The organism is Pseudomonas sp. 21 (assembly GCF_000955805.1).
In the GTDB taxonomy this organism is placed as follows: Bacteria; Pseudomonadota; Gammaproteobacteria; order Pseudomonadales; family Pseudomonadaceae; genus Pseudomonas.
In genome coordinates this window covers 421,688-422,814 of record NZ_JYOA01000004.1, presented here as the reverse complement: position 1 = coordinate 422,814, position 1,127 = coordinate 421,688, and the positions used below count along the sequence as shown (strand labels likewise).

Sequence of the window (1,127 nt, the reverse complement as noted above, 5' to 3'; positions counted from 1 at the left end):
GCATGGCGCGCTCCTACAGGTAGTGCTTCAGCGCTGCCAGGCCTGCGGATTGACCAGGTTCTTCGGCCGCTCGCCACGCAGGGCGGCTTCGAAGTTGTCCAGCGCGCACTCGGCCATGGCCTGGCGCGTTTCGTGGGTCGCCGAGCCGATGTGCGGCAGGGTCACGGCATTGGGCAGGGCGAACAGCGGCGACTCGGCCAGCGGTTCCTTCTCGTAGACGTCCAGGCCGGCGGCGAGGATGCGCTTCTCCTGCAGCGCTTCCACCAGCGCGGCTTCGTCGATCACCTGGCCACGGGCGATGTTGACCAGGATGCCGGTGGGCTTCATCAGTTCCAGCTCGCGCTTGCCGATCAGCTTGCGGGTCTTGTCCGACAGCGGCACCACGACGCAGACGAAGTCCGCCTCGCCCAGCAGTTCATCGAAGCCGCAGAAACGCGCGCCCAGTTCCTGTTCCAGCTCCGGCTTGCGGCTGTTGCCGTGGTAGAGGATGTCCATGTTGAAGCCGAAGTGGCCGCGGCGGGCGATGGCGGCGCCGATGCGGCCCAGGCCGAGGATGCCGAGCTTCTTGCCGTGCACGTCGACGCCGAAATGCTGGGCGTCCACGGTGCGCTTCCACTGGCCGGCCTTGGTCCAGGCATCCAGTTCGGCGGTGCGCCGGGCGGCGGCCATGATCAGGGCGAAGCCCAGGTCGGCGGTGGTTTCGGTGAGCACGTCCGGGGTGTTGGTCAGCGGGATGCAGCGCTGGTTCAGGTAATCCAGGTCGTAGTTGTCATAGCCCACCGAGACGCTGGAGATGACTTCCAGCTGCGTGGCCTGGGCCAGTTGCTTCTCGCCCAGCGGCCGGCCGACGCCGATCATGCCGTGGGTGGTCGGCAGGGCGGCGGCCAGCTGCGCATCGACGTCGCCCTGTTTGGGGTCGAGTACGGTGACGTTGAACTGGCTGCGCAGGCGGTCGAGGTGTTCCGCTGCAAGGCGGCTGAAGACGAAGACGTTCTTTTTCATGGCGCTCGGACGGCTGGGAGGCGGAAGGGGGCTTAACCCTACCATTGCCGGACTAGAGCGGCGCAAGGCTTGCGTGCGCGGCGGGCGGTTATCGAACCTCGAATACCTGTAGGAGCGGGCCATGC

At 66.9% G+C, this 1,127-nt stretch carries 1 protein-coding gene; it reads right to left on the bottom strand.

The genetic code is table 11. From position 1 onward, the window contains the following. Window positions 1–27: 27 nt before the first annotated feature. Window positions 28–1,002: a D-glycerate dehydrogenase gene (locus tag UB43_RS11580; protein ID WP_045210775.1), complete on the bottom strand. Its 975-nt coding sequence runs from the start codon at window positions 1,000–1,002 to the stop codon at window positions 28–30. Window positions 1,003–1,127: the final 125 nt, after the last annotated feature.

Coding starts and splice junctions, on each gene's coding strand:
- UB43_RS11580 (WP_045210775.1), bottom strand. CDS start 1,002: ATGAAAAAGAACGTCTTCGTCTTCAGCCGCCTTGCAGCGGAACACCTC.